Genomic DNA, 21,600 nt, shown 5'->3' with positions numbered 1-21,600 from the left:
GAGATTTTGGCGGCTTAGTATATGTTACCGTCATCAACCCCAGGTTTTGTTTTTGTTAAGCACAAATCCAGTCACCAGACTTCTGGTCTTATTGCCGCGCATATCCGTCCGTAGAGGCTGACAGCATCGACATTGTTTGGGCGGAGACTTGCGCGTGCAACATAATATTCAAAATATCCTGCTGGCGGCACTGATGGCTGGCGTCAGCGTTACCGGTACCGGTACCGCGACGCAAACTTATGCGCAGTCAGCACCAAAGGCGCAGGCGGGTGAGGGGCGCGCCTATGAGATAATCGGTAGTGAGGTCTGGGATGTGCCTGATCCGGTTTCCGGCCGCGGTTACCAGGTCTTTGTTGCTTTGCCGCCGTCCTATGCCACCCAGCCAAACCGGCGCTATCCCGTACTTTATGTCACGGATGCTGATTACGCTTTCCCCATTATCCGGCAGATCGGCCGTCGCCTAAACGTCGAGGGGCCGCAGATCAAGGAGTTTATCCTTGTTGGCCTGTCCTATGCCAAGGGTGAGGATGGAAAAGTCAGTCGTCAGCGTGATTATACCCCGACCCCAAGAGGTCCGAGCACGGCAACAGCAGGCGCAGTTCATGGGGAAGGAAAAGCCTATCAGCACTATCTGGCCGATCAGGTCAAACCGTTCATCGCCACCCGTTACCGGACCGACCCGGCTGCATCGTTTTTCCTTGGACACTCCTACGGGTCTTTGCTGGGCGCGCAGATTTTGTTGACGCAGCCTGACCTGTTTAACGGCTATGTACTCGGTAGCCCGTCGCTGTGGTATGACAAACGTCATGCTTTGAAGCTGGAAGAGATGTACGCGAAAAACAACAAGGACTTGAGCGCCAAGGTCTATCTTTATGTTGGCGCTTACGAAGCCTTGCGAAAAGGCGACAGACGCTACAACCAGTCGGTGGATATGGTGGCGGATAACAAGGCTTTCGAAGCGGCTTTGAAAAGCCGTCACTATCCGAACCTGCAACTGAAATCAGTTGTGCTTGAAGATGAGGATCACCTGACCGTTGCGCCGCGCGGTTTCACCCAAGGCCTGAAATACCTTCTGTCCGTGCGTTGAAACTGTACTGACAAGGCTTTGGTGTTCTTAATCAAAATCCTCATCATCAAGAGATGTTTTCCACGCTTCAAAGGATGAGAACAAATCTGTTGCGGGCCAAAACGGGTCTGTTTCCTGTCGCCATGTCAGATGCACCTGCGCAAAACAATTGTCCGGAATTTTGAAGAGGAAATCATCGCGCCGGTCTTTTCGTCCAACTGCCTGTGCGGGAACATTGTAAAGCACGTGCTGCGGGCACAACTCCCGTTGCAGTTCCTGCTCAAATTGCCGGGCAGATTCCGGGGACGGCGACAACCAACCGGCAGGAAGCTCTAACAAATCCGTGCTTTGTTTTTTCAAGGCGTCTGGTGGCTTTCGCTGGTGAGGCTGATCTTCTGTTTGCGGGCTTTGACTGCGCGGTTGATGGCGCGTTGGAATGGGCCTTCCAGCAGAATGGCGAAGACCAGGGTGACGAGAGCGGTCACCGGAATGGTCAGCCAGGGCGAGAGTTCAAGGCTTTCACGCATGTCCGCCATGATTGGGAAATGCAGCACGTAAACGGCGTAAGAGACCGGTGCCAGCAAGGCAAATGGCGCAAATAGCGGCCGGAAGCCTTTCCAGCCGTTGAGCGACCAGACAAACATGGCAAGCGCAATGACCAAGGCACCCGCAAAGTGGCGAAGTTCCAGCAACGGAAACAGCACACTTGAACCGATATCAATCTCGACATCGCTGTTGGAGGCCAAAAGGGCAAGGCAGAGTGCCACAAGAGCAACCGGTAGCAGCGCCAGGAAAAACTCCTTTGCCTGCGCGCGGCCAAGGTAGATTTCACTCATGACAGCACCTAGCCACCAGATGCAAAAGTAGGCCAGAAAGCGGCTGAGTTGATTGGGGTAAGCCAGCATGCCCAGGAAAAATATCACCGAGGTGATGCCGACAACGACGGTTCTGTGTGCCGGCGGCGTAAAGCGCACCAGCATGTAATAGAACAGGTAAAAGGCCACTTCGTAGGACAGCGACCACAGCGCCTGATTGCCCATGTAGGGTTCAACAATGGTACCAAGGCGAGGGCGGTCCTGCAGCATCAGCGCATTGCCGATAAAGGTGCCGAGGTCGATGTCGACCCATTCACGGGCTGCCAGTGCGGTAAAGAGATAGGTGGCAAGCAGTGCGACCAGAAAGATCGGCATGATGCGGACCAGCCGGTCGCGGGCAAAAATGCGGAAAGTCTTTTCTGGCCGTTGCGACCAGGAATAGTTGATTGAAAAACCTGACAACAAGAAAAACAGAATGACCGCCTCCTGCCCGAAGCGGAAGGGAATGGACAGGACGTAGGAATATTCCTGGACCTCTGGCCGCAACACATGGAAAACAACCACATAAAGAGCTGCAAAGCCGCGCAAGCATTCAATCTCGAAGAGGCGATTTGTCTTCGGGTCTTTACTGAAAATCAATTGCGGCTCACCGTAGGGTCACGTCATCGCTGCTTGGCGGAAGAGGGGTGTTTTCATGCTGTTTCGTCTTCTGTAACACCCAGATTAAAGGCCAATTGTTAATTAGCCGGAACACGCGGCTTTTAAAAAATGGCGGCCCACGCTGCTGTGACAAGATAGATTATCCCCAACATCCTTGCCAAATGGCATAACTATGTTATTTATACGCCAGAATGTGAGGTTGCCATGTTGTTACAGCCAATTGTGCCCACGCTGGCCGATGCCAGTTCAACAGACATCAGCGATGCGGAAGCCGGAGCTTTGGCACGCACCACGGTAAACCTGTTTAATGCCTGGAAGCTGACGGATGCGCAGGCCTGCACGTTGCTGGGCGGGCTTTCCGCCCGCACCTGGGCACGCTGGAAAGAGGGCAGCCCCGGCCGCATAGACCGTGATCTACGAATGCGGATGGCGCATTTGATGGGCATCCACAAGGGAGTGCGTTATCTGTTCAAGGATGTGGCGCGCGGTTACGAGTGGATCAAGGCGCCCAACGCCGCCTTTGCGGGCAAGTCGGCACTGCACATCATGCTGCAGGGCGAGTTGTCGGATCTGGCCGTTATGCGCGAATGGCTCGATGCCGAGAGAAGCGCATGGTAGGGCACCTGGCCGTTCGCGCCCATGTGCGTTCGCAGACCTACCGCATCATTCGGTCTATCTTTCCCCCCATCCATCTGTTTGAAGACATTGCTGACCCGCGTGACTGGGAGGCGCTGGTGGCCGTGGAGGAAAAGACCAATCCACGGGTGCGTTACGAGGTGGGTGATCTGGGCAAGGTGCCGGCCGAGAGGCGGGTGTCTGGCCCCGGCTCCAGCCTTGTCATGGCACCCTTTTTGCATTGTTCCACCGATCGGCCGGGTCGGTTCAGCGATGGCAGCTATGGCATTTATTATGCCGGCGGCACGGAAGATGTGGCGGTGGCAGAAACCGTGCATCACCACCAGAATTTTATGCGCGCCACCCAGCAGGCACCCGGCTGGACATCCGATTTCCGGGTGCTGGTGGGCCGTATCGACAGGACACTGGATGATGTGAACGCCGTGCCTGGTGTGCTGCATCCCACGGATTACAGTGCATCGCATGTTGAGGGAAAGCGGCTGCGGACCGCCGGCAGCGACGGGTTGTTATGGGACAGCGTACGCATGCCGGGCGGGCGTTGCATCGGCGTGTTCTGGCCTGACGTGATTAGCATTCCCGATCAGGGTCGGCATTATTGTTACCACTGGAATGGCAAACGCGTGGACTATGTGCGCCAATACGACACCGGCGCGGTGCTGAAGGTAGATTGAGCAGGGCGGGTGCGCTGAGGCAAACTCTGTTTCGTATCCCATGCTCACAGATGCCATGCGTTGGAACGTTTATTACTTTCCTTCGAGCCCGGTGTAACAGGTGCGCAGCGCGGAAACCGCTTTGTCTGATTGGTCGGACCCGAAACTATAGGGGCCGATGCTGATGGTGCCGGACTGGGCGGATTGGGCGACCTCATTGAACCAGTCGACATGTCCCTCCAGTTCCACAAGGAAAACGCCACCCTTTGGCTGGGCTCCTGCCGCAATCGGTTTGTCGTTTATGATGACGGGAAAGTATTCGACATCATCGGGAAATTCCTGTGTCACAGAGACCATGACAGACAAACGCGGTGCCTTCTGGTCGGCGGTTGCCTTGACCACAAGCATGTCAAAACTGCTGTCACCGGAACCCGGCAGAGACAGCATGCAGGAACATTTTGCGTGAAACAGCGTCCATGCGCCGAAGGATTGTTGCGACAATGCGTTGTCGCCATTTTCAGCGATGCATTCATTCGCGGCGTCTGGTGGCAGGGCCGTCACTGAGGTGGCCAACACGACTAAGCTGTAGAAAAATACAGGCATCTTTCACCAAAGGCTATTGTGAGGCCGCAAACGGGAGCGCGCCTTCAAAAAGAAAGTCCCGGCTGGTGAGAGCCGAGACCTTCGAGGTTAACCCTGTTACGTCTCAGATTGGGTTATTGCTTCGTCAGTGCTTCAAACGAAGCACAGCGGTCGGCAACCGTCATTCCGGTTCCCTGTGCAATATCTTCCATCGACACGCCGGAACTGCCGTCAAAGCTGTTTCCCTTAGCGCCTTCCGCTTCATACGCGTCACCTTCCGTGGTGCTAGCAGGGGTAGGCAGAACGCTTACGATATTCTGGTAGGCTTTCACTGTATCGTCGCTCAGGTGGCCTTGCTCAACGCAATATTTGATCAGGCCAAGCTGGTTTCGCGAGCTGTTGTACAATTGCTGCGTTTCATCCGCAGATGCAGCCGATGCCAGCATCACGAGCGGTACAGTTGCTGCCGAGAGAAGTGCCAGGTAACGGTTTATCATCGAGTATCCTCTTCCTGTATCGATTATTTGCCGGCTTTGTTTTTTGCCATCATGCGTCCAAGGGTGATTTGGCCCCGGTACTGGCCGCAGACCTCATCGACGCTAACGCCATTTGCCGCAGCCAGATCTGTTAGTGACTGTTCGTCGCCCTGAAGATAGGAAATCCCCTCGCGGCCCTTCTGCTCATGCAGCTCGGCTTCGGGCGTGTTTTCGACTTCGCCAAAAATCTCATCCGTGCCAACCTTGAAAAACTGCTCCGCATCTGGGTCCAGCAAACCCTTGCCACTGCAATATACAACTATACCGTGATCGTTTCGCCGCTCCAAATAGGCGGAATCCGCTGTTCCTTGCGCGGCAGCGCCGGATAACGAAGCCACAATCGACAGTAAAACAGACAGGGCAAAGACTGGCGTTTGAAAAGTATTTTCGGTCATATGTCGACACCTATGTCTAGGCCTCGTCAAGCGAGATCGACGTTGCCTCTTCCACATTCATCACTGTGCTTTTCACCGTGTTGCCGTCTGTTTTTGCAAACCAAAGATCAGTTGTAACAGCTTTTTTGCACTATTGGCGGCTTATGGCTTAAATTTTGGGCAAATTCAATACTTTTGGTACGTTGTTTCGTTTTTGATTAACGTCATGGTTGCGTATCAATTTTCGTGCTTATGTCTCGGAAAATATGGCCAAAACCACTGCTGTTGATGCCTGACCGCCAAGGCGAAATCTTGAGAGGCACGTCTTGATACCGGGGTCTTCATGCCGGAAATCCCGGCGTCAAGGCGAGTGAAAGAGGCGTCCGTGACAGTTGTGCTTTTTGTGAGCGTTCGGTATGGGTGGCAATGTATACATCTACTTTAACGTGTTTTATGCGTAGCGGGGAATGGGTGTCATGCCTGGAATGCGGGTGATTTTGTACGTCTTTGGTTTCTGCGCCGCGAGTTCATGCTGGGCGCCGGGCCATGCGGCTGGTGAGGCTTATACGCCGACAGGTGAGGGATTGGCCGCGTTGCGTGCCGAGGCGAAATCTCATTACGAGAAAGGCGACAAACGTCAGCTTCTGAGGCTTTCCGGCGTATTGGACCCGATGGGGAAAGATAAACGCATCGATATCAGTTGCCGACTTGCCGCGACGGGCATCGCACGCGAGCTGAAGGGCTATATCGGCGGGCTTGATGCGCGTGATGCGGATGCGAGGAAAATCGCTGAATCACGGATCCGCATCGCTGCAATCTCGGTCAAGCGCGACCTCGCAAACTGCGAATAACTACAAGCAATATATCATCGAAAGGATAGATCATGTCGAATTTTCGCTCTGCACTGATGGCTGGCGTGCTGCTCCTACTTGTGCCGGGTGCATCTCATGCACAGGAAGCGGGCTTGGCGGAGCGCCGTGCCATTGCGGCCTACGCCAAGGAGACATGGCCGTCTTTGGAGAAGGCAATCCAGACTGCGGCAGGGTTTGCGGTGCCCGTCACTCTTGATCAGAAAAGCCTGGCGCTGCCAGGCTTGGCGGAATCATATGCAAGCGATGACTATCTCCGTAAAACCATCATCGATCCTCTGATCCAGTCTCTTACGGACATTGCTTCGAGCGACATCGGCAAGGACGCGCTGCAGGAAAAACTGAAATCGATCGTCATCCACTATGACGAGGCGTCAGCGCCGGCTTCGAACTACGCAGACGGTGTTTCATTCGATGACGGTGTTTTGACCGTGAACTGGAAGCCATTCACGAATGTTGATGATATCCAGCCGCGCACAAAGGCGCTGACAACAAAGCTCGAACAGAAGCTGTAACCGTCGTCTCATGCGCTCGCCGTTCAAGAACGGTTGGCCACTCACCATTCTGCGCCGCAAAGATTGGTCCTTGCGGCGCAGGCTTTAATACAGGTGCTGTGATTTTTGGGGCAGGGATTGGGAGTATAACCGTGTAGCTGCCCGTTCATGCACTGTAGGCACCAACGGGCAAGAAAAATTCTCATATTCACTGTAGGATGTGGTCGCAATTCGTTGAAATTGAATATTTTTTACACTGAGGTGTTGAGTGGATACTGTGACATTGTGGAGGCCTGTGGGTCCCGTTGAACTGGATTTGATCAGGCAGAGTGGCATGACGGCGTTTCCGCCACGTTTGCCTGATCAGCCGATCTTTTATCCTGTGCTGACCGAGGATTATGCCATTCGTATTGCGCGGGATTGGAATGTCGGTCGAGATGGCGCGGGCTATGTCACACGTTTTGACGTTCAGGCTGCGTTTCTTTCCGCCTATGCTCCGCAAGAGGCTGGCGGCCAGGCGTTGAAGGAATACTGGATACCGGCGGAAGATCTCGAAAAATTCAATGCTGCGATTGTCGGCGAAATCGTCGTGACCAAAAGCTTTGAACGGAACCAGTGATATCGAAAGCATGGCGCGCGAATTCGGGGTGATTTTCAAGGCAAGGGTTTAACATGCAACATGACATTCCAGACGACGTTAACGGCGATGTCCTGCGCAGATTGGTGGCAGACGGAGACAATCTGTCCGCGCCACGGACACTTGATTTCCAGATCATATTTCCGGATGAAAAATCAGCGACACGATTTGCAGAGGTCGTCAGTTCGAAATTTGACCGTGTCAAAATAAAGCTTTTTGAGGAAGGCACGCCTGGATTTGCCTGGGATGTAGCTGGCAGTCGAATGATGCTTCCGGACCATAAAGAGATCACGGAAGTGGAAATGTTCCTAGAAGACGCGGCAGCTCCGTTCGGCGGTGAGAAAGACGGTTGGGGATGTTTTGCAGTTGAGGATTGAACGTTGGACACTTTGACGTCGCGTTCCTTAGTGGCTTCCTTGCATGTGATTATTCGCGAGGGAGGCGCTTCATTCTTGAGCCCGCCCAAGCCCACATATAAATCGCATAAGATATATTATGGAACTTATTCGTATCGGGTAATAGCCCAGAATGCCTGAAAACCTGGTCTTGGACGCTTTGGATGTTGCCTGTCTTACGCTGTGGGTTTGCTGACTGCCATATGCTTTGCTGAGTGTCGCCGTTCCTGCTGTGTCATCCTCCGCAACGCGCTACGACGCGCTGCGCTGTGTTGAGCCAATGTTCATTGCGATGCGACGATACGCTACATCAGCCTCGATGAGCTTTCCAAACCAACGATGATGAATGAGCCGATCTATACCAACATCCTGCAGATGGTCTTGAATGCGCGACAAGCAACAGGTCTGGCATACTCTCAGTCAAATCATCAATACGAAAGTCATACATCTGCCATGCAGCCACCAGGCTTGGCTGGCCAGCGCTGAGAGCAATTGCGGGCTCGACCAGCCAGCCGCATGCGCGCATTTGGTCGTTGATTGAGTATCGCCGCGTTCGTATCGGCTCGTCGCTTTGTACGGCGTTGTCTGTGCGTTTCCGATGCGTGTTCGCATGACACTAAGCTGATGATGTTCAGACCATTCTTGATCGCCGTTGCGTGGCGTAGAATGGTCGTGCGCGCCGATATGCAGACCTGTTTTATGGCGTTGGTTTCGCTGTTTGTTGGTGTGGTCGAGAAGACCTGAATAACTGAAATGCCAGGTTTTCAGGAGTAGGGCGCTCCCCTACCCTTTAGCTCTTATCGTACCTGTGGATGTCAGACATGAATTTTCTATCATTCCTGTTTAGCAGTGTTGGTTAGTTAATTGAAATAATGTAGAAAAATGTATTCTGATTTCGTTGGTTTCTGGTGTTGATGGCGCGTTTGACCATTTCGCATAATGTGGATTAATACAATGAAATACTGAACTGATTTTTCTTATTAAATGACATTTCCAGTTCTGAATTTTTCATCGCTGTCTTTATAAGGGGTATGGTGCTGTGGATGTGAAGGAATATGCCGAGATATGGGGATGGTGTCAGCAGTTTTCGCATAAGCCCGGTACAGCCTACGACCATGAGGCTGGCAATTTTTTCATACGTGTGGAGCCAGAAGACATCGCTGACTTCAAGGATGAGTTCGGTGATATCCTTCCGCCGATATATGAAAAGTTCCTGTTGGAAATAGGGGCTGGATGTTTATCCAGAAACGTCAATTCGAATGTTTCAATTGCTTCTTACAATGAGTTTCCAGATCTCGGCCAGATAGCTGCCATCTTGCGAGAAGAAACGTCCGATGGGGTGGTTTATCCTGATTTTATTGCCAAGGATGAAGTGCCGATTTTTATGGCCTATGCACATGCAGTATTTGTACTGCGGCCCCGGCAAGAAGCGGTTTTCTTTCCGCATTCGGATAGGAAATTTGCCTCTTCATTTTGCGACTTCTTACGCAGGCTGATGCTGGATACGTCGTTCCATGAAAAGGATCAGCTACACTGATTTTGCTGTTGCGGCAGGCCGCAGATGCGTCTAGCCGTTCCACAATTGCGGGCAGGGTTTCCCCTGCCCGATTTGTCTGCCTTTAGCTATGAGGGTTTGTCCTGCGGGTATCAGAAGTCTTGCCGGAACTTGCAGGCAATGCCCACAACTCGTTTTCCGTCGCTGCTGGAACTTCAGACGGATGGTGGAGCAGGCCTGAGCAATCCTCGATGTTAGCGGTGCAATTCCTCACGCGTTACTCTTGGCCGCAAGTGTCTGTTCGAAGGTTTGCAGACATTGGCGCGCTTTCGTTTGCCAGTCGTAACTCACCAGCACGCGTGCTCGTCCAGCCTCGCCCATCACACGTATGCGAGCGGGATCGTCCATAAGCTGCTGTATGGCATCCGCGAAGCCGGCAATGAAACTTGCCCGGTCGATGGGGTCTACCAGAATACCGTCGACGCCATCCTGCACGACATCCTCAGCGCCACCCCAGCGCGTTGCGATGACAGGCACACCGGCCGCGAGCGCTTCCAGGCAGACATTGCCGCCCGCTTCACGCATGGACGGCAACAGAAGTGCGGCTGTATCCTGATAAATTTCGACAATTTCCTCGTGGCCCTTGAAGCCAACGAAGGAGATGGACCCCTTGCCGCTTGCCGCAAGCTTTTCGAGGCGTGGCCTCTCCGGCCCCTCACCCACGATGGTCAAGCGTGCCCGCCCCTCCAGCCGATGGATTGCCTCGATGGCGAGGTCTACCGCCTTCCAGTCAATCAGGCGGCCGACATAAACGAAATGGGTCGGATCAATCGCACCGCTACGATCCACGTTCTGCCAATTGGCAGCGTCGATCGTGGCGTCGAAAGAGCGAAATCGAGGCACGTTCTTCGTGGCCACGGGAAGGTTGGCGAGTGTGCGGTCGTTTGCGTAGAACAGGCCTGCTGCGTTGCGTTTTGCCGGAAAGATGTAGTGCAACGGCTCCGCAATGTACCGCCCCGCTGCGATCAGATATTTTCCGGCTTCGCTGGTCTTGTCGCGCATGCCAGGCGGATAGTCCATTACGCCGTTCAGCGGACCGAAAAAGACGGGAACGCCGATATCCGTGATCAAGCTGATCGCCTTGGGAGAGATAGGTATCGGCACGAATACGCAATCGATATCACGAGCCTTCGCGCGTTGCCGAAGCTCCTTGCGCTGTCTCGCCTCTGTGGCGAGGCGGATGATCTGATCCGTATAGGCTTCGCGCACGCGGCCCGGCAGGTAAAGGCCAAGACGGTAGACAATCTTTTGAAGCTTGAGGTCGGAGAAAAGCGTGACATCGTTTAGCTCATCCGCTGTCAGCGACGCACGAAGATCCGGCTCCACTCTGGCATGCGACAAAAGCTGAGGCTTCAGGCCGAGTTGGCGAAACGCGCGGAAGAAACGCAGCGGAATGGCCGCCTCTCCGCCCTTGGTGAAAGATGCGTTGTCGCAGACTATTGCTATTTTCAACGCACTTCCCCCCGAAACGCTTAGCAATAAAGATAGAATACAAAACGATACTGATGGCGCGCGGGCATGTATATAAGTTGCTTAAAATAAACGAAAATAAATATACCGTTATCGCGCGCTTTGGCTTTACGAATACTTTTGGTATCTCCTGTCGAAGTCGTCTACGCCTTTGGCTCGGCCGGGAACCTGCCTACAGGTGCTAAAGATCACTCCTCCTTTGCTGCCGGCTTGGCTTGCCTTAAGCGGGCGTTTTGACGTGTCGGGGCAGTTCCACGCCGACGCTATGGCCATGGATGACGAACAGGTGCTCTTCTTCAGTGAATGGAATGTTCAGGCGAATGAGGATGTCGCGGAACTGTGCTGAGCAGTCTTCAATTCTTGGCGGTATCAATTGTCCTCTATGATGTGCGTATCTTGGATCTACCTTCAGCCATTCAATGTGCAGTCCGAGTGACGCTTCAGGTGTCCTTGCCCAATCACCGTAGGAACTGCCTACAGATTGTGGATCTTCCGGTTCTTCTGCATCATAGAGGACGTCTTTGTGCCAATAGCTGGGTGGGAATGGCATCTCCTCATAGATAGCGGTACATAACTTGTACCACTTGGTATCGTTCATGTGGGATGTCAGACCACGCTCGGTCAGTGCGTTGTGTATCTCTGCGCGCAGATCGTCATTGATGCCGCCGATGTAAAACATGGTCTGTATCCGGGCGTTCGTTTGTACTGTTGTGACGCATCATACGAAAACGCGCGAGAGTTGCAATCGGCGAGATTTTTGATCCTTATAGCAACTGCTTTTCTCCTCACCCCTACCCCCTAACCTCGGTTTTATCCTGGTGTCAGCACTGCGGGCGCGCGAAACAAAGCGGTCGAAGTCGGTGCTGCTGCGAGCGATATGCCTCATCTGACCCTGCTATCTGCGGGTTGTTTGAAGTCCGATTGATCTCAAATTTCGCTATTGCAACTCATTCGCAGAAGTGCCAGGCTGCATGTCGCAACACCATGTTGCGTGTGAGTGTCGGCATGAAACGTGATTTATACTCTCAACCAGGTGACATCTGTCCTGCAGGCCATCGCGCCGAGGATGGTCGACAGAGGTCGCTCTCACCACTCAAGGCGGTCCTGCCCTCATCGCGCAGTGTCTCGGTTCTGTCGCGTTGCGTGATTGCTGCGACGCTGCTGATTGCTTTTGTCGATGGAAGAATTAATATTGTAAAACAAGATTTTGTGCCAGTTTCTTCAAGCGGTTATTCAACCGATAGATAGATGAAAACCACCTCAAAGCAGTGCTGGATGGCGGTTTAAGCCGCCATCAGATGTTCGTAGAGGATAGACGAACCAAGGCCAATCAGCACGATGCCGGCAATGCCTTCGGCATAACGGCCAAACCGTTCACCCAGCAAACGACCGACCATGATGCCGCCTGAGGCGAACACGAAGGTCGCAAGGCCAATGCCGAGGGCGATGACGGCAATGTTCACATCAAGGAAAGCAAGCGACACACCAACGGCCATGGCATCAAGGCTGGTTCCTATGGCGGTTGCGACCAGCACCAAGAAGGATGCCTTGAAGGTGGATCGTTCGTCCTGCTCGTCCCCCTTCAGTGCGGAATAGATCATATTGAGGCCAACGGCACCCAGCAGCACAAATGCCACCCAATGGTCGATGGTGGAGATATAGGCGGCAGCGGCAACGCCAGCTGCCCAGCCGATCAACGGCGTGATGGCTTCCACGACACCAAACACGATGCCGGTGCGCAACGCTTCCCTGAATGGCGGGCGGCCGAGTGCCGCGCCACGCCCCACGGACACGGCAAAGGCGTCCATGGACATGCTGATGGATAGCAGGATGATTGCCATGATAGACATAACAAGACCTCGCGGACATAGACCCCGGGCGTCATCTGCCCGTCCGATATGGCAGATCTCAGCCACGGTCTCGTTGAGCCGAATTAATCGACTGAGTACGCCACGTGCTGCTGCACGAGTATGTTGACGCACTCCCGCTGAACCTCAGCGGTGACTACTCCCCGATGCGCCGGTGTTTAAAAAACTGCCCTTGATCTGTCAATGTGAACTCTGTGAGAAATACGTGAAATATCTCTAGATAACAATGACTTGCAACTGCAATCAGAAGTGTTTTGTGCAGTTCGGAAGCATTCTCAATTGTGGGTGGGGAACATGGGTTGGGGCGGTGGTTGGTTCGATGTCTTATCGTTATGCGCGCCCGGCACTCCAACCGCCCTCATTCTCGCACTCGTTGCGGGAATCTAGTCGTCACGCGTCTGTGTGACGGAAGATGTCTTTCCAGCCCCAGTACTGGGGCTGGCTGGATGCCTGTGGCCTCCCCTCGGGTCAAGCCCGAGGACGAGGCATGAGAGTCGGGTGTTTCGCCGGCGGCGTCAAACCATGAGCGTTGTGCAGCACATAACCCCTCACCTGAAAAATCTATGACTTGGCTGAAGCCAAGACCATGATTTTTCTTCCTCTCCCACAAGGGTAGAGGTAAGGGGTGCCAAGCGGCGCCGTCTTGTACCATCTCAATAAAATTGCATTAGATTGGGCTCCTCATCCGTCTCAGCAGTGATGGCTTGCTGGATGGGCGCGGCACCCACCCATCTCTACCCTTGTGGGAGAGAAAGCGATTTCAACATCTTGGTACGAAGGTGCCAAGTGTTAGAAATCGCAAGTGAGGGGTGGATTCGAGACCTCAGCACTATGCACGACCTCCGTGCATTGACCTGCCTGTTTTCCGGGCCTTAGCCACCACACCGTCACGCCGTGAACTGAATGACCTGTTCCATGATCAGCAGCAGCGCGATGGTGATCATTGCCGCACCCGATGTTTTACTGACCAGCCGGGCAACACGCGGCCGAGTGCGCAGCACCGCACGGGAACTGGCCGACACTGCCGTATAGATGACAGCGCAATTGACGATATGGGCAAGGCCGAGCGCTGCGATCTGGCCGGAGATGGGCCAGGTGGCGGTCTGGCTGGTGAATTGCGGCAGGATGGCCAGAAACAGCAGCAGTGCCTTGGGGTTCACGCCGCTGACACCAAAGCCACGAATGAGCCAGTTGGACCATGAGGCAATGTCAGACTCTGTGGCTTGCGGCACTGGTGGGTTGAGAAAAACACCCACGCCGAGATAAAGCAGATAGGCGGAGCCTAACAGCGTCAGGGCTGTCAGCATCAACGGCACACTGGCGACAATGGTGCCAACACCGGCTGCCACCACGGCGGTAATGGCGACATAACCCAGCACCATGCCACTGACGGCAGGTGCTATGGCGCGGTTGCGCATGCCCGCCGAAATCGCATAGGCCCAGTCTGCACCTGGTGTCAGAACCAGCGACAATGACAAGGCCCAGAAAGCACCAAGCAGACCAATTTCCATTTCATCTCTTCTCCGTTGCGGCGAGCGAGATGTATGAGATTTGTTTGAGAAGGTGCTCCCTATTTCTTGCCAAACACAGCCATGTTGAGGCAGAATATCCCCCATGGATGCTACAGATCGCAAGATAATCGCAATATTGCAAAAAGAGGGACGCATTTCTGCTACGGAACTGGCAGATCGCGTTGGCCTTAGCCTGTCTCCTTGCCACCGACGGCTACGGGCGCTGGAAGAAGCTGGCGTGATAACCGACTACCGGGCGACGGTGGATCCGTTGAAACTCGGCATCGGATTTTCAGCTATTGTTTATGCAACGCTGCGCGAGGCGAGCAAAGACAGCGTATCGGCCTTTGAGGCGGCGCTGCTGAAGGTGCCTGAGATCGTGCAGGCACAGCGGCTGTTTGGCGAGCCTGACTATATGCTGCATGTGGTTGCCAAGGACCTTGCGGCTTTCCAGCGGCTTTATGACAAAAGCCTGCTCGGCCTGCCGCATGTTATGCGGCTCAACTCCACGCTGGTAATGAAAAATGTCATCCCCAGCCGGCCATTTCCGATTTAGAGCAAAGGCGCTTGGTGGCGTGCTTGGCACCGTCGCTAAAGCATTTCTCCGTCGTCATTCTCGGCTTTCCCTAGAATCTAGTCACGTCGCGTATTTGGCGCGGGCTTAGATCCTCACTACCGCAGAGAGGATGACGTGGATAGGTTGGTTTTCCAGTCGCTACCGGCTTTCGAACACCGACGTTATGTCCACGAAAAAGGAATAGGCGTCAGAGAGTACGCACTACCATCAGCCCCAACCGCCCTCACCCCTGTGCCCGTCACAGGGGTCCAGTTGAGCGCATCTGCGCGAAGGAAGAGTCTTTTCAGCCCCTAGACTGGGGCTGGCCTGGATCCCCGTGACAAGCACGAGGATGAGGGGGATTGCGGGTGCGCCATTCGTTCCTCGTGAAGGTTCCGGTACTGGGTTTGAGAGGGTTTGAGGTCGCTTCCTCTCCGTCGTCATTCTCGGGCTTGTCCCGAGAATCTAATCACGTTGCATATTTGGTGCCGGCTTAGATCCTCGCCACAGGGGCGAGGATGACGTGGATAGGTTGGTTTTCCAATCGCTACCGGCTTTCGGATAGTGACGCTTCAACCTTAGAAAATGCATGAGGCAGAAAGTGCGCACTGCCATCCACTCCGAATTCCCGTCCTTCCCCGTCTAATCAACGAAAACAATCAGCGCATTGCCTCGGCAATGCGCAGCAGTGCGGCGTAGATAACATCAGGGTCGTCAGGTGCCACGGCGTTGCGCACGTCCGTTTCGGCATTGGCGGCAATTTCGTGGGCTGCTCGCACGGCCAACCGCCCGTCGTCTGTCAATTCGGTGGTCAGGATTCTGCCATTGTCCGGATGTGCCACCCGTTTGATGAGACCGGCCTTTTCGAGCGTGACGATGATGGCCTGCATGGTTTGCGGTGTCACGAAGGCGCGGCGCGCCAGGTCGGCATTGGACAGGCCGCTGCTTTTTTCGAGCCCGGCCAGAACAGAATATTGCGGTGTCGTCAGCCCAATGTCGCGCAGCGCCGTATCAAGTCGGCCGCGCAACGCCTGCTGGGCGCGCTTCAAGGCATAACCAAGTGAACGATAGGTATCGCCGACAGGCGGGTTTATCAGGCTGGACATATCAGGGCCCTTATATTATCTAGATATCAGCACCCTGATAATATCGGATGGTATTGAAAAAGGAAAGATAGAGATGCCGAAACTGATTGGACCCGACTTCATTGGCATCCAGACGAAAGATCTGGATGGCGCCCTCACCTTTTATCGTGATGTGGTTGGCCTGACGCCTTCGCCCAAAGCACCGCCGGGCGCTGTGGTGTTTGACACAAAACCCATTGCCTTTGCGGTGCGTACGCCAATCGAAGCGTTTGATGATGGCGAAAAACTCGGTGTTGGCATCGCTATCTGGTTCGGTTGCGATGATGCCGATGCACTGCATGCGCATTTGCAGGCCAAGGGTGTGGAGATTGCCTTTGCCCCGAAGGACGGGCCGTTCGGGCGATACTTCGCTTTTGTCGACCCGTTTGGCTACACGATCACCGCCCATACGGTTTTGCCGATTTGAACTGAACGCTAACGAAGCGCCCATCTGCGTAGATGGGCGCTTCGATTTACTCGCCTAGTTATGCCTCGGCGCGGACTTCTGTCGCAATGGAGTGCTGGTGGGCGCTGGCAATGTGGCTGCCAATCTGCAATGCCCTGACAAGGCCCGCTTGCGACGAGGCTGTGTCCAGCGGCAATATCAGTTCCGTGCCGATTACCCGGGCACCGATGTAGCCGAAAATACCCTGATCGATCTGGGTTTTCATGGCCTGCGAATATCCGCGATGCTGATAGGTGCGCTCTGTTGCGCCGCCAATCGCAATGGTCTGCACGGACAAGCGGTTGAGCAGACGGATGGTGTCCTTGCCGCTTTCGTCGAAATAGGCCCAGCCTTGTGTAAACACCCGGTCGATCCAGCCTTTCATCACGGCTGGCATGGTCCACCAGAATACCGGATAGATCAGGATCAGCGCATCGGCGCGATCGATCCTTACCTGTTCTGCCAGGACATCATCCGGCGGCGTGGCATTTTCGCGAAACACGGCATAGTCGGCGGTGTTGAACGTTGCGTCGAAGCCGCTTGTTGCGAGATCAAGCAGTTCATATGTGTGATCAGGTGTGGCCTTGATACCGGCAATGACTTCGCGGGCAACAGCGTGGGTATAGGCATTCGGTTCCGGTTGAGCCGTGACAATGAGGGAGTGCATGAGATAACCTTGTTGCATGAGTTGAATCGAGTGGGAGCTCGATATATACTCATAGTAGGTTACTATTGGTAGGTTGATTGTCAAGTATGCAGGAAACAGCGTCACCCCGGCGAAGATTGTCACGCGATGAGCGGCACACGCAGCTTATTGAAACGGCACGGCATCTGGTGTTGCAGGCCGGAACCGACAGTCTGACGCTTGGCCGTCTGGCGGAAGAAGCCGGCGTGTCGAAGCCTGTGGTCTATGATCACTTCGAGACGCGCAATGCGCTGCTGGCCGCGCTGTACCGAGATTACGATATTCGCCAGTCGGAGTTGATGGACAGCGGCCTGTCCACCTGCCCGGCCACCTTGGCCGACCGCGCCAGTGTCATTGCCAATGCCTATGTAGACTGTGTGTTGACGCAGGGTCAGGAAATTCCAGGCGTTGCCGCCGCACTTGTCGGTTCGCCGGAAATGGAGGCGGTGATCCGCAACTATCAAACCCGTTTCATAACCAAGTGCCGTGAGGCATTGGCACCCTTCAGCCAAGACGGTTCCATCCCCCTTGCTGCCCTGTGGGGCATGATGGGGGCGGCTGACGCCCTGTCGACGGCAACGGCCTATGGCGAAATTTCCAAACAGCAGGCGCTTGATGAGTTGCGTCACACGATCATGAACATGATCCGGCGTGAGCCTGCGCCACAAGGATAGTAACGACAACTGACTGCTGTGCGAAGCGCAGATTTTTCAGCTGTGGTTGCAACCATTCCCTGATCAAATGAATTGCCACCTTGTCGTGCCCGCCAAAAGGCGCGGTGAAGTTTAATGTTCATGGAGACTATCCTGTGCGTCCATCGTCCACGTTATTTTCGGCAGCTGTGTTGTCCTCAGCCGCCAGCCTGCTTTTCATGACTGCTCCCGCCCATGCGCAGAATGATGATTTTCATCTGGCCTACCATGTCGAACGCACGCCCTCTGAAAAACTCAGCATTGAGACCTGCGGGTCCGTGGTAGCGGCTGCGGCACAGAAGGTTGGGTTGAATGTCGGTTCGCAAAACTTCCCCGGCCAACTGGTTCTCGTCAGTGGCGGCCTTAAAGGCAAAGGTGCCTTTGTCGTGCAGTGCATTTCGGTAGAGGATATTACCGTCAGCGTGGTGCAGGGTATTGATTACAGCCAACAGAAAGGCGCACTCGGCAACTTCGCAGACAATGTGCATGAGGAGTTGAAGGCGGCCGCCAACTAGGTTGGTGCCATAGTGCCGTCGCGCAATACAGCGCGACGGGGTGGTGGTTGTTCGGACCTGCGCCCTGCTCATGAAGCGGTAAACCGCAGCCGTGAAAATGACTGAGGTGCCATGAAGTGGACACTGTTATCAGCCCCACGCGCCCCTCATCCTCGTCGTCGGGCTTGCCCGAGGACGAGGATGAGGCGCGCGTGGGATTCGGATGTGCCGGAATTGATTAGCCGCGGCTGCAGTTGGCTAAACGCGAAAATGAACGAGGCGTGAGAGAGTGGACACTGCCATCAACTTCGAACTGCCTCGTCCTTATTTTTCTGTCTGTATCTGGATATCTGTCGGGCTTGAAGGCCGGAATTTCATGATCAGTTTTGGGCCGTCGTAGAGATCGATCTCCGTACAGGGCTCTTCAAATTGCACAAGCCTGCTAAAGTGCAAATGAGCTGGTTGGGGTGTCTTTGTGATGACGCCATCGGGGACTTGCAGGACCACTTCGCACATGGTGCAACCACCAACGACCGAAGCCGAGGGCCGCAGATTGTTGTGATAGTCCCATGGCGTTTCTTCAAGCCGGAACACGTTGCCGGATATTTTCATCGCAACAAGATGCATGAACCCCTCATCAACACTTTTAAGCCCGACTGTAACAAACCACACCAAAACAAAAGAGCGGGTAAACCCCGCTCTTTCAAGCTTTTGCAATCGTTGAAACCCGATCAGCCCTTTTTGGCTGTGGCGGTCGTTCTGCGGCAGCGCCAGTTCCAGTCACGTGCTTCGCCAATGTCCATGTGTACGGATTCGGTGTGGCAGTAGGTGCCAACGCCGCCACGGTTTGGCAGCGAACGCAGGTAGTTGGCCAGTTCCCACTTGGAAACGCCCTTGATCTGGATATCGGCGGCTTCACAGGTGTGGTGTTTGGAACCCTGGCGCACGCCACCCTTGGGCGGGCGGTAACCTGAGGTGACGATGGCCTTTTCTTTATAGTGGTTTTCCACCGCGTTGATCATCTGCACCAGTTCCGGCTTGAAACAGCCGACATTGACCTTTTCGGTCTGCAGAACCAGTCCATTGGGGGCAACACGCGTCAGGCCGGACAGCGAGGCCAGCTTCATCAGGCCGGCCGGTGCGTCATCTTCTTCCAGATGTTCGTCGTCAAATTCGTCACCCATGGTGGCGCGGCCCTGCAAGGCAATGCCCATCTGGGATATATCAGTGGCGGTGTTGGTTGGCAGTTGCGCCACTTCCACACCGGCTGCCTTTTCTCCGGACTGTTCGCCGTCTGCGGCTTTGCCCGTGCGCTTTTTGGCAGCGCCGGCAAAAAATGCCGCAAGCGTCATGCCGGATTTGCCTGTTGGTGTTTCATCACTTTTTGCCGTTGTGCTGGCCGCGACCGGCGGCGTTGGCGCGGTCAATGTGGCCTGTGGTGCTGCGGTCTGCGCAGGGGCCGCGTTGGCGGCTGCTGCGGCATTCATCGTGGCGGCCTGCGCCTCCAGCGTCTGTGGCTGCACTTCGGCAATCGGCGGTTTAACTGGTGCCGGCGCCGAATAAACGCTTGAAAGTGACGGGTTTACGCCCGGTACCGGCACGTAAGCGGTGTCAGGCGCGCTGACGCCTGTCTCGCCTGCCACGGGCATGTCCTGCACAGGTGCCGCATTATTGGCGAAAATGCTGGTATTGCCGGCGGAAATGGATGTGGACTGGTGAACGGCGCTGGCCAGATCCGGCCGCGCTTCGTTCATCTGCTGACCTTCTGCCATTTGCGGTGCACTTGCCTGCTGTGCGCCACCAGACGCAACCAGCGCCGGGTCAACATAATCGCCATTGGCGGCAACAGCCTTGCCCGTGGCGGCATTATTATTGGCAGTTGTATTGGTGTCGCCCTTGTTCAGTGCCGTTGCGGCATTGACGGAGGGTGAAAGTGACGCCGTATCGCCGTCTTCGGTGACCGCAGAAACGCAGCCAGACAACGCCAGAAGCGAGACGGCGACCAGCAATTTATGCCGCCAGACAGTCGTCAAGTTCCTTGCTTCAATCATGGATATTGAGACCCCCGCTCAGTTCGTTTTTTCTGCCGGATAACACTTTAAAGGTGTATCCGGCATAGCTAACTATCTGCCTGAAAAGGCCTTTTCGATTCGGCGGCACTATGCCCCATGACGCGCATGGAACGCAATACAGGCTTTGTTTACCATTTTTATCCCCGATATCGCAGTAGCATTTGACGTCTAGGATTTCCTGGGAAGCCTGCCTTTGCCGGTGTTACCAGGCGCCAGTGTTCTGCATAGATATCCATGGCTCGGCTGGTGCCAGGCTTGCGCCTTTTTGCAATATCTCAATGGAAATGCCGTCTGGCGAACGCACAAAGGCCATGTGGCCATCACGCGGCGGGCGGTTGATCGTGACGCCAGCGTCATGCAGTTTCTGGCAGGTCTCATAGATATTGTCGACTTCATAGGCCAGATGACCGAAATTGCGGCCGCCCTGGTAATCTTCCGTATCCCAATTGTAGGTCAACTCAAGGCACGGCGCCTTTGCGTCCTTGGCCACAGTCACGTCATCGCGCGCTGCAAGAAACACCAAGGTAAAACGGCCCTTTTCGTTTTCAATTCTGCGTATCTCCTCAAGACCAAAGATATTGCAGTAGAAATTCAGAGATTGATCCAAATCTCGTACACGCACCATGGTGTGCAAATATCGCATTTTGTTTTCCTCCTTTGTTGGGGTACCTTGCAAGACATGCGTCGAAAGTCAGCTTTGGGCAAGCCCGGGCCTGTAGAAACCTATGGGTAATTTCCAAACTGGGCTTGCGTTAAACCGTTACCAAGATGTTAATCTAGCCCGCAGGAATCAGTTAACCGTAGTATGGCGCGTAATCGAGGGGTTGGCAGGATATGACGAACAGGGTTTCATCGAATAACGTACTAGATTTCGAAGACCTTTCGGGCGATCCGGTTGAACTGACCGAGATCACCGGCGTTGTGAAATGGTTTGATGTTGCCAAGGGGTTTGGTTTTATTGTGCCAGACAACGGCATGCAGGACGTTTTGCTTCACGTGTCCTGCCTGCGCCGCGACGGTTACCAGACTATTCTTGAAGGCACCCGCATTGTTGCGCTGATCCAGCGCGGCGGCCGTGGCTTCCAGGCGTTCCGCATTCTGTCCATGGATCAGTCGACCGCCGTTCATCCTTCGCAGCTCCCGCCCGTGCGCACCCATGTTCAGGTGACGGCATCGAGTGGTCTGGAACGCGCCATCGTCAAGTGGTTCAACCGCACCAAGGGCTTTGGCTTTCTGACGCGCGGCGAAGGCACTGAAGACATTTTCGTTCATATGGAAACGCTGCGCCGCTATGGCCTGGCAGAACTTCGCCCCGGTCAGGTGGTGCTGGTTCGCTTTGGTGACGGCGACAAAGGCCTGATGGCGGCGGAAATCCACCCGGACAATCCAAGCCCCATCAACATGGCGCACTGAG

At 54.6% G+C, this 21,600-nt stretch carries 28 protein-coding genes and 1 riboswitch; of the genes, 14 read left to right on the top strand and 14 right to left on the bottom strand.

All coding sequences use genetic code 11. The features are described from left to right. Nucleotides 1–154: 154 nt before the first annotated feature. Nucleotides 155–1,087: an alpha/beta hydrolase gene (locus tag HGO37_RS23360; RefSeq protein ID WP_250985469.1), complete on the top strand. Its 933-nt coding sequence runs from the start codon at nucleotides 155–157 to the stop codon at nucleotides 1,085–1,087. 27 nt (nucleotides 1,088–1,114) lie between these two features. Here HGO37_RS23360 and HGO37_RS23355 read toward each other — a convergent pair whose 3' ends face one another. Together HGO37_RS23355 and HGO37_RS23350 are read right to left on the bottom strand one after the other, a co-directional pair. Then, nucleotides 1,115–1,426 (bottom strand): hypothetical protein, encoded by a 312-nt coding sequence (locus HGO37_RS23355; protein ID WP_250985468.1) that lies wholly within the window; start codon nucleotides 1,424–1,426, stop codon nucleotides 1,115–1,117. Continuing rightward, nucleotides 1,423–2,520 (bottom strand): acyltransferase family protein, encoded by a 1,098-nt coding sequence (locus HGO37_RS23350; RefSeq protein ID WP_250985467.1) that lies wholly within the window; start codon nucleotides 2,518–2,520, stop codon nucleotides 1,423–1,425. Before HGO37_RS23350 ends, HGO37_RS23355 begins: the two co-directional genes overlap by 4 nt. 225 nt (nucleotides 2,521–2,745) lie before the next feature. Between HGO37_RS23350 and HGO37_RS23345 the strand changes: the two genes are divergently transcribed. Together HGO37_RS23345 and HGO37_RS23340 are read left to right on the top strand one after the other, a co-directional pair. Further along, entirely contained in the window at nucleotides 2,746–3,159 is a 414-nt protein-coding gene (locus HGO37_RS23345; protein WP_250985466.1) for an antitoxin Xre-like helix-turn-helix domain-containing protein, read from the top strand. Continuing rightward, a complete protein-coding gene (locus HGO37_RS23340) occupies nucleotides 3,153–3,848 on the top strand; it encodes an RES family NAD+ phosphorylase (RefSeq protein WP_250985465.1) in 696 nt (231 codons plus the stop codon). The genes HGO37_RS23345 and HGO37_RS23340 overlap by 7 nt, the downstream gene beginning before the upstream one ends. A gap of 72 nt (nucleotides 3,849–3,920) precedes the next feature. Here the strand turns inward: HGO37_RS23340 and HGO37_RS23335 are convergent, their stop codons facing one another. The 3 genes from HGO37_RS23335 to HGO37_RS23325 form a co-directional block, all read right to left on the bottom strand. Continuing rightward, nucleotides 3,921–4,430 carry a hypothetical protein gene (locus HGO37_RS23335; protein WP_250985464.1) on the bottom strand — a complete coding sequence of 170 codons (510 nt, stop codon included), beginning with the start codon at nucleotides 4,428–4,430 and terminating at the stop codon, nucleotides 3,921–3,923. A gap of 113 nt (nucleotides 4,431–4,543) precedes the next feature. After that, complete coding sequence (locus HGO37_RS23330) at nucleotides 4,544–4,906, bottom strand: hypothetical protein (protein WP_250985463.1); 363 nt, start codon at nucleotides 4,904–4,906, stop codon at nucleotides 4,544–4,546. A gap of 23 nt (nucleotides 4,907–4,929) precedes the next feature. Continuing rightward, nucleotides 4,930–5,340: a hypothetical protein gene (locus HGO37_RS23325; RefSeq protein ID WP_250985462.1), complete on the bottom strand. Its 411-nt coding sequence runs from the start codon at nucleotides 5,338–5,340 to the stop codon at nucleotides 4,930–4,932. A 455-nt stretch (nucleotides 5,341–5,795) separates the two neighbouring features. On the opposite strand from HGO37_RS23325, the gene HGO37_RS23320 reads away from it, so the two are divergent. The 5 genes from HGO37_RS23320 to HGO37_RS23300 all read left to right on the top strand — a co-directional run bounded on the left by HGO37_RS23320 (nucleotide 5,796) and on the right by HGO37_RS23300 (nucleotide 9,251). Continuing rightward, the gene (locus HGO37_RS23320) at nucleotides 5,796–6,170 is read left to right on the top strand and encodes a hypothetical protein (protein ID WP_250985461.1); all 375 of its coding nucleotides are present in this window, start codon (nucleotides 5,796–5,798) and stop codon (nucleotides 6,168–6,170) included. A gap of 32 nt (nucleotides 6,171–6,202) precedes the next feature. Continuing rightward, on the top strand, nucleotides 6,203–6,703 hold the full coding sequence (locus tag HGO37_RS23315; RefSeq protein WP_250985460.1) for a hypothetical protein: 501 nt from the start codon (nucleotides 6,203–6,205) through the stop codon (nucleotides 6,701–6,703). 313 nt (nucleotides 6,704–7,016) lie between these two features. Beyond that, nucleotides 7,017–7,301, top strand: a complete 285-nt coding sequence (locus HGO37_RS23310; RefSeq protein ID WP_250985459.1) for a hypothetical protein — start codon at nucleotides 7,017–7,019, stop codon at nucleotides 7,299–7,301. Between the two features lie 53 nt (nucleotides 7,302–7,354). Then, a complete protein-coding gene (locus HGO37_RS23305) occupies nucleotides 7,355–7,696 on the top strand; it encodes a ribonuclease E inhibitor RraB (protein ID WP_285201133.1) in 342 nt (113 codons plus the stop codon). A gap of 1,057 nt (nucleotides 7,697–8,753) precedes the next feature. Next, nucleotides 8,754–9,251: an SMI1/KNR4 family protein gene (locus HGO37_RS23300; protein WP_250985457.1), complete on the top strand. Its 498-nt coding sequence runs from the start codon at nucleotides 8,754–8,756 to the stop codon at nucleotides 9,249–9,251. 228 nt (nucleotides 9,252–9,479) lie between these two features. On the opposite strand, the gene HGO37_RS23295 is transcribed toward HGO37_RS23300, so the two are convergent. Both HGO37_RS23295 and HGO37_RS23290 read right to left on the bottom strand, forming a co-directional pair. Further along, complete coding sequence (locus tag HGO37_RS23295) at nucleotides 9,480–10,721, bottom strand: glycosyltransferase family 4 protein (protein WP_250985456.1); 1,242 nt, start codon at nucleotides 10,719–10,721, stop codon at nucleotides 9,480–9,482. Nucleotides 10,722–10,959: 238 nt separating this feature from the next. After that, nucleotides 10,960–11,418, bottom strand: a complete 459-nt coding sequence (locus HGO37_RS23290; RefSeq protein ID WP_250985455.1) for a DUF6678 family protein — start codon at nucleotides 11,416–11,418, stop codon at nucleotides 10,960–10,962. A 326-nt stretch (nucleotides 11,419–11,744) separates the two neighbouring features. On the opposite strand from HGO37_RS23290, the gene HGO37_RS23285 reads away from it, so the two are divergent. Beyond that, the gene (locus tag HGO37_RS23285) at nucleotides 11,745–11,987 is read left to right on the top strand and encodes a hypothetical protein (protein ID WP_250985454.1); all 243 of its coding nucleotides are present in this window, start codon (nucleotides 11,745–11,747) and stop codon (nucleotides 11,985–11,987) included. Between the two features lie 35 nt (nucleotides 11,988–12,022). Here HGO37_RS23285 and HGO37_RS23280 read toward each other — a convergent pair whose 3' ends face one another. Both HGO37_RS23280 and HGO37_RS23275 read right to left on the bottom strand, forming a co-directional pair. Further along, on the bottom strand, nucleotides 12,023–12,589 hold the full coding sequence (locus HGO37_RS23280; RefSeq protein ID WP_250985453.1) for a manganese efflux pump MntP: 567 nt from the start codon (nucleotides 12,587–12,589) through the stop codon (nucleotides 12,023–12,025). Between the two features lie 75 nt (nucleotides 12,590–12,664). Beyond that, nucleotides 12,665–12,764: riboswitch (yybP-ykoY riboswitch) on the bottom strand. Between the two features lie 730 nt (nucleotides 12,765–13,494). After that, nucleotides 13,495–14,118 carry a LysE family translocator gene (locus HGO37_RS23275; RefSeq protein WP_250985452.1) on the bottom strand — a complete coding sequence of 208 codons (624 nt, stop codon included), beginning with the start codon at nucleotides 14,116–14,118 and terminating at the stop codon, nucleotides 13,495–13,497. 103 nt (nucleotides 14,119–14,221) lie between these two features. Between HGO37_RS23275 and HGO37_RS23270 the strand changes: the two genes are divergently transcribed. Next, entirely contained in the window at nucleotides 14,222–14,674 is a 453-nt protein-coding gene (locus tag HGO37_RS23270) for an Lrp/AsnC family transcriptional regulator (RefSeq protein ID WP_192491024.1), read from the top strand. A 659-nt stretch (nucleotides 14,675–15,333) separates the two neighbouring features. Here HGO37_RS23270 and HGO37_RS23265 read toward each other — a convergent pair. Continuing rightward, nucleotides 15,334–15,780 (bottom strand): MarR family winged helix-turn-helix transcriptional regulator, encoded by a 447-nt coding sequence (locus HGO37_RS23265; RefSeq protein ID WP_250985451.1) that lies wholly within the window; start codon nucleotides 15,778–15,780, stop codon nucleotides 15,334–15,336. A gap of 73 nt (nucleotides 15,781–15,853) precedes the next feature. On the opposite strand from HGO37_RS23265, the gene HGO37_RS23260 reads away from it, so the two are divergent. Then, on the top strand, nucleotides 15,854–16,225 hold the full coding sequence (locus tag HGO37_RS23260) for a VOC family protein (protein ID WP_250985450.1): 372 nt from the start codon (nucleotides 15,854–15,856) through the stop codon (nucleotides 16,223–16,225). 58 nt (nucleotides 16,226–16,283) lie between these two features. Here HGO37_RS23260 and HGO37_RS23255 read toward each other — a convergent pair whose 3' ends face one another. Beyond that, on the bottom strand, nucleotides 16,284–16,910 hold the full coding sequence (locus HGO37_RS23255; RefSeq protein ID WP_250985449.1) for an NAD(P)H-dependent oxidoreductase: 627 nt from the start codon (nucleotides 16,908–16,910) through the stop codon (nucleotides 16,284–16,286). 86 nt (nucleotides 16,911–16,996) lie between these two features. On the opposite strand from HGO37_RS23255, the gene HGO37_RS23250 reads away from it, so the two are divergent. Continuing rightward, nucleotides 16,997–17,602, top strand: a complete 606-nt coding sequence (locus HGO37_RS23250; protein ID WP_250985448.1) for a TetR/AcrR family transcriptional regulator — start codon at nucleotides 16,997–16,999, stop codon at nucleotides 17,600–17,602. A 134-nt stretch (nucleotides 17,603–17,736) separates the two neighbouring features. Further along, the gene (locus HGO37_RS23245; RefSeq protein ID WP_250985447.1) at nucleotides 17,737–18,135 is read left to right on the top strand and encodes a DUF6180 family protein; all 399 of its coding nucleotides are present in this window, start codon (nucleotides 17,737–17,739) and stop codon (nucleotides 18,133–18,135) included. 303 nt (nucleotides 18,136–18,438) lie between these two features. Here HGO37_RS23245 and HGO37_RS23240 read toward each other — a convergent pair whose 3' ends face one another. The 3 genes from HGO37_RS23240 to gloA all read right to left on the bottom strand — a co-directional run bounded on the left by HGO37_RS23240 (nucleotide 18,439) and on the right by gloA (nucleotide 20,829). Next, nucleotides 18,439–18,831 carry a hypothetical protein gene (locus HGO37_RS23240; protein ID WP_250985446.1) on the bottom strand — a complete coding sequence of 131 codons (393 nt, stop codon included), beginning with the start codon at nucleotides 18,829–18,831 and terminating at the stop codon, nucleotides 18,439–18,441. Between the two features lie 14 nt (nucleotides 18,832–18,845). Beyond that, on the bottom strand, nucleotides 18,846–20,147 hold the full coding sequence (locus tag HGO37_RS23235) for a YcbK family protein (RefSeq protein ID WP_250985445.1): 1,302 nt from the start codon (nucleotides 20,145–20,147) through the stop codon (nucleotides 18,846–18,848). A gap of 241 nt (nucleotides 20,148–20,388) precedes the next feature. After that, nucleotides 20,389–20,829, bottom strand: coding sequence for a lactoylglutathione lyase (gloA, locus tag HGO37_RS23230; protein ID WP_250985444.1), 441 nt, complete (start codon nucleotides 20,827–20,829; stop codon nucleotides 20,389–20,391). 191 nt (nucleotides 20,830–21,020) lie between these two features. Between gloA and HGO37_RS23225 the strand changes: the two genes are divergently transcribed. Continuing rightward, entirely contained in the window at nucleotides 21,021–21,599 is a 579-nt protein-coding gene (locus tag HGO37_RS23225) for a cold-shock protein (protein WP_192491034.1), read from the top strand. Nucleotide 21,600: the final 1 nt, after the last annotated feature.

The organism is Rhizobium sp. CG4 (genome assembly GCF_023701965.1).
GTDB lineage: Bacteria > Pseudomonadota > Alphaproteobacteria > Rhizobiales > Rhizobiaceae > Agrobacterium.
Note: the sequence above shows the minus strand (reverse complement) of the source record. Positions and strands in the feature narration are given on the sequence as shown.